General features: G+C 59.8%; 5 protein-coding genes and 1 tRNA gene. 4 read left to right on the top strand and 2 right to left on the bottom strand.

Annotation, left to right across the window (positions count from 1 at the left end; translation table 11 throughout):
- From GPA_RS13330 to GPA_RS20670, 4 genes are all read left to right on the top strand, one after another.
- On the top strand, window positions 1-386 hold a 386-nt coding region (locus GPA_RS13330), incomplete at its 5' end, for a hypothetical protein (protein WP_041239647.1).
- Entirely contained in the window at window positions 383-1,561 is a 1,179-nt protein-coding gene (locus GPA_RS13325) for a putative ABC transporter permease (protein ID WP_015540197.1), read from the top strand. The genes GPA_RS13330 and GPA_RS13325, both read left to right, overlap by 4 nt.
- 245 nt (window positions 1,562-1,806) lie before the next feature.
- The gene (locus tag GPA_RS13320; RefSeq protein WP_015540196.1) at window positions 1,807-2,415 is read left to right on the top strand and encodes a recombinase family protein; all 609 of its coding nucleotides are present in this window, start codon (window positions 1,807-1,809) and stop codon (window positions 2,413-2,415) included.
- A 652-nt stretch (window positions 2,416-3,067) separates the two neighbouring features.
- Window positions 3,068-3,247: a 4Fe-4S binding protein gene (locus GPA_RS20670; protein ID WP_414735667.1), complete on the top strand. Its 180-nt coding sequence runs from the start codon at window positions 3,068-3,070 to the stop codon at window positions 3,245-3,247.
- A gap of 351 nt (window positions 3,248-3,598) precedes the next feature.
- On the opposite strand, the gene GPA_RS18380 is transcribed toward GPA_RS20670, so the two are convergent.
- Window positions 3,599-3,695, bottom strand: a tRNA-Sec gene (locus GPA_RS18380).
- Between the two features lie 184 nt (window positions 3,696-3,879).
- A partial coding sequence (locus tag GPA_RS20255) for a hypothetical protein (protein WP_231847652.1) occupies window positions 3,880-4,081 on the bottom strand: 202 nt, incomplete at its 5' end.

Raw genomic sequence — 4,081 nt, 5'->3', positions numbered from 1 at the left:
GCTTTTCGGACGAGGCGTTCAGGCAGCTGTACGGCCGCGTGCTGCCGAAGGTGGTCGTGCCCCTGCGACCCTACACGGCCAACGCCACGGTGGGCGATCTGAAGGCGTCGCTCGTCGGGCGCGCCGTGCACTACCTGCTGCGCCGCGAGTTGAGGCTGCTCCTGCCCGGCGATGCCGGCCGCCGCGCCCAGGCCGAGCTGGCCATCATGGAGACGCCCCTGCGGACGCTGGCCATGTCGGGCATGGACATGAACCTGGTGGGTGCTGCCGTGGACATTCTGAACTACCGATTCGTGCGCGGTTTCAAGAAGCTGCGTGCGCTCAAGCCCGCCCCGCCGTCCAGCGGCGCGGCGATACCATCCGAGGGGGAAGGGGACGACGCATGACCGAAGACCGCAAAGACGAGGGGCGCATGCCCGACGGGCAGCGCGTGCCGTTGCCGCTTAAGCTGTTCGGCGCGCTGTGCGTGCTGGGGGGCCTCGCCTCGCTCGGCGACCTGGTGCCGGTGGCCGGATCGTTCGTCCAGGGGCTGGGGGGCGACGGCTACCGCACGGCCTCCGTCGTCATCTTCGCCGCGCTCATGGCGGTGCTCGCGGCATCGGCCGTGCTGTTCGTGTTCCTGGGCGTGCGCCTGCTGCGCAACCGTCGGAAGCACGCCGCGGCCACGGCGAACACGCTGGCGGCGCTCACGGTGCTGTCCATCATCGGCACCCTCATGCTCTTCGGCCTGTCGGCGCACCATATCGGGTACCTCGTGCAGCTCGTCATCCTCATCGCGGTCACGAGCTACCTGGACCCATCGCTTGCCGAGGAGTGCGCGCTGCAGCGCAAGCTGCGCAAGATGGACAAGGAGCAGCGCCGCGAAGAGCGGCGCCGAGCCGCCGAGGCTAAGCCGAAGCGCGGGTTCATCACGCTGAACTTCTTCAACCTGTTCTGGATCTTCGTGGTGTGCTGCGTGCTGGGGCTCATCATCGAGGTGCTGTTCCACTTCGCGCTGTACCACGAGTACCAGGATCGCGCCGGCATGCTGTTCGGGCCGTTCTCGCCCATCTACGGCTTCGGCGCGCTGCTCATGACCATCGCCCTCAACCGCTTCCACGACAAGCCCGTGTGGGTGATCTTCCTCGTGAGCGCCGTCATCGGCGGGGCGTTCGAGTACTTCACGAGCTGGATCATGGAATTCTCGTTCGGCATCCGCGCGTGGGACTACTCGGGCACGTTCCTGTCCATCGACGGGCGCACGAACTTCGTGTTCATGGTGATGTGGGGCGTGCTGGGCGTGGCGTGGATCAGGCTTTTGCTGCCGCAGCTGCTGAAGCTCATCAACCTTATCCCGTGGAACTGGCGCTACGGCGTGACGGCGGTGTGCGCGGCGCTCATGCTGCTGGACGGCGTCATGACCATCCAGTCCATCGACTGCTGGTACGGCCGTATGGCGGGCAAGGCGCCCGACACGCCCATCGAGCGGTTCTACGCCGAGCATTTCGACAACGACTACATGCAGAACCGCTTCCAGACCATGACCATGGACGTGGACGACGCCACCCGCATCGGCCGGTAAGGGCGTGCCCGGGGCCGCCTGTGCCTCGGGGGAAGTGCAAACAAACTGCCTCGATTTGCCAGAAGAGGAGCGAAGCTGCTTGGCGGCCTCGCTCCTTTTGCATTCCCTGGCGTTCTTCCCGGGGTGCCAAAACCCATTTTTCAACAGCATGAAATCGAACCCGAGGGTCGATCTGCCCTCGGTATTGCACGGACACCTCTTAGCCTGTTTCCCGTGATGCAAGCGACGGGAGAATCGGAGGGGCCATGGCATCGACGATGTACGGCTACGCGCGGGTGAGCTCGCGCGAGCAGAATCTGGACAGGCAGTTGGACGCGCTGCGCGCATTCGGCGTAGAGGACGGGGCGGTGTACGCCGACAAGGCGAGCGGCAAGGACTTCGAACGGCCCGCGTGGCATCGGCTGATGGGCGAGCTGCGGCCGGGCGACGTGCTGGCAGTTAAGAGCATCGACCGGCTGGGACGCGACTATGCCGAGATCTTGGACGTATGGCGCGACGTCACGAAGGCGCGCGGCGTGTTTGTCGTGGTGCTCGACATGCCGGTATTGGACACGCGCGAGGAGCGCGACGGCATAACGGGGGTGCTGATAGCGGACATCGTGCTGCAGCTTCTAAGCTACGTTGCCCAAATCGAGCGTGAGAACATAAGGCAGCGGCAGGCCGAGGGCATAGCGGCCGCCAAAGCCCGCGGGGTGAGCTTCGGGCGTCCGAGGAAGAAGCGCCCTGCGAACTACCAGGAGACGCGGGAGGCCTTCTGGGGTGGACGCATAACGCGGAAAGAGGCCGCCGCGCGCTGCAACATACGAACATCGCTCAAAAAGCTTGGGTTGGGGCCATTGGGAGCGATATCGTGACGGAAGGGGCGTAGTTCATCAGGGTACTAGGGCGAGCGAATCTTGGAAACACATTTTCTATGATAACAGAATGTTGAGACCATGCTGCTATGCATGTCCCTATACTACGACAAAGAGAAACTCCAATATAACTATAGCCGATTACTGGGGACTAAGCGGCACAGAAAACCAGGCCTTTAAAGATAGGTTGGGTGTCTCGCTCGTTTTGGCGAACAATTCTGAGGGGCTTGAATATTTGCGTTGCTGCAATGTGGATTTACGCGCATCGTCGCTTGATGAGGCGCTGTCAGGCAATCCGATGCTCTCGCATCCTTCGAGCTTTTCAGGATGTCGCAAGAATTTATGGGAACAGTTTTATTCGCATGGCTATGAGTCATTCTTGAAGAATGCCGGTTTTATCGAAGACCCTTTGCGTCATTTTTCGCATATGGCAAAGTTGCACGTTAAGCGTTTGCTGAGAAAAGCTTGAGAAGGGTGATTGATTTGAAGCGTTGTTTTGCGAAGCCAGACAACTCAATTTATTCGTATCGCGACGGTTCGCCATTGATCGTTGCCGAAGGATATCATCCGCATACATCGACGAGGTTCAAGAACTGGATGAAGGCCTTGCCGACCGCGCGGAAGACGTTGCCAGAGTTGTATTCGCGACGCCATGAGTGCTGCGGCTGTACAGCATGCGTGTTCGAATGTCCAAAAAAAAGCGATATCGATGGAAGTCGACGAAGAAGGTTTTCTGTATCCGGTTATCGATGCTATCCGTTGCATCGGATGCGGCCGCTGTCTCAAAATCTGTACGTTCAAGTTGCGAATAAAAACAGCCATCGATAATTGAGACTGATTCAGCCGTACCGAAAGAATCGATCGGCGCCCTCCCTCGAAGTGCTTCAAAGCTTAAACCTAAGTACTTTATGACAGCCTGTTAACCTCTTTGCAGGTTGAGGAGTTATCTCTGTTTGCGACCGCCTTGGTCGAGGAAAGGCGATTCGCATAGGGGATGGGGTCGATGGCGCGCAGAAGCAGGATAGGCGGCGAGTGCCGTTTATGGCGACATTGTGAGCAAACCAGACAGTTGGATAAAATTGTTAAAAGCAGGTACTTCTGAGAGTGCAAGGAGGAGTGCCCAATTTCTTGCGAATGAAAAGCGCCCAGGCCTCGGGGGAGGCGCGGGCGCTCGTGGTTTCTTTGGCGGAGATGCGTGCGAATCGAACACACCCGAGACGTTCTGCGCGCCTCACAACGGCTTTGAAGGCCGCGGGGCCCACCAGGACCCATCCATCTCCAAGAGCAAAAGAACAACGTTGACTATAATAAGACAAAACGGCCGAAAACGCTGCAAAATGCAAAAAAATCGGCATCTTGCCGGAAGGGGGCCGTTTCCGAAGGGGCCTGCCGCAAACAGGCTTCCTTCCCGACCGGGCCGAGATGGCTAGTGCGTTGTCTCAGCGGGGGGAACTCGCACAGAAATCACCGATTATTGCGGATTCGCGGGCGCAACATGCTGCCGTTGTGCAGATCCGGACGTTTGCGTCTGGCGTTTTCCCTGATGGTGAAATGATGGGTGCCCGATTTGCCGATCGAGGGCCGACGATGCGTAGAAAACCGGTAATTACTGTGCAGAAAGGCCGGTGGGGCGAGGCTCCCCGCAGGGAACCAGGCCCCCCGTAGG

This window comes from Gordonibacter pamelaeae 7-10-1-b (genome assembly GCF_000210055.1).
GTDB lineage: Bacteria > Actinomycetota > Coriobacteriia > Coriobacteriales > Eggerthellaceae > Gordonibacter > Gordonibacter pamelaeae.
Note: the sequence above shows the minus strand (reverse complement) of the source record. Positions and strands in the feature narration are given on the sequence as shown.

What these genes read in the sequence shown, in the direction of transcription:
- GPA_RS13325 (WP_015540197.1), top strand. Translation starts at nt 383, where the DNA reads ATGACCGAAGACCGCAAAGACGAGGGGCGCATGCCCGACGGGCAGCGC.
- GPA_RS13320 (WP_015540196.1), top strand. Translation starts at nt 1,807, where the DNA reads ATGGCATCGACGATGTACGGCTACGCGCGGGTGAGCTCGCGCGAGCAG.
- GPA_RS20670 (WP_414735667.1), top strand. Translation starts at nt 3,068, where the DNA reads ATGAGTGCTGCGGCTGTACAGCATGCGTGTTCGAATGTCCAAAAAAAA.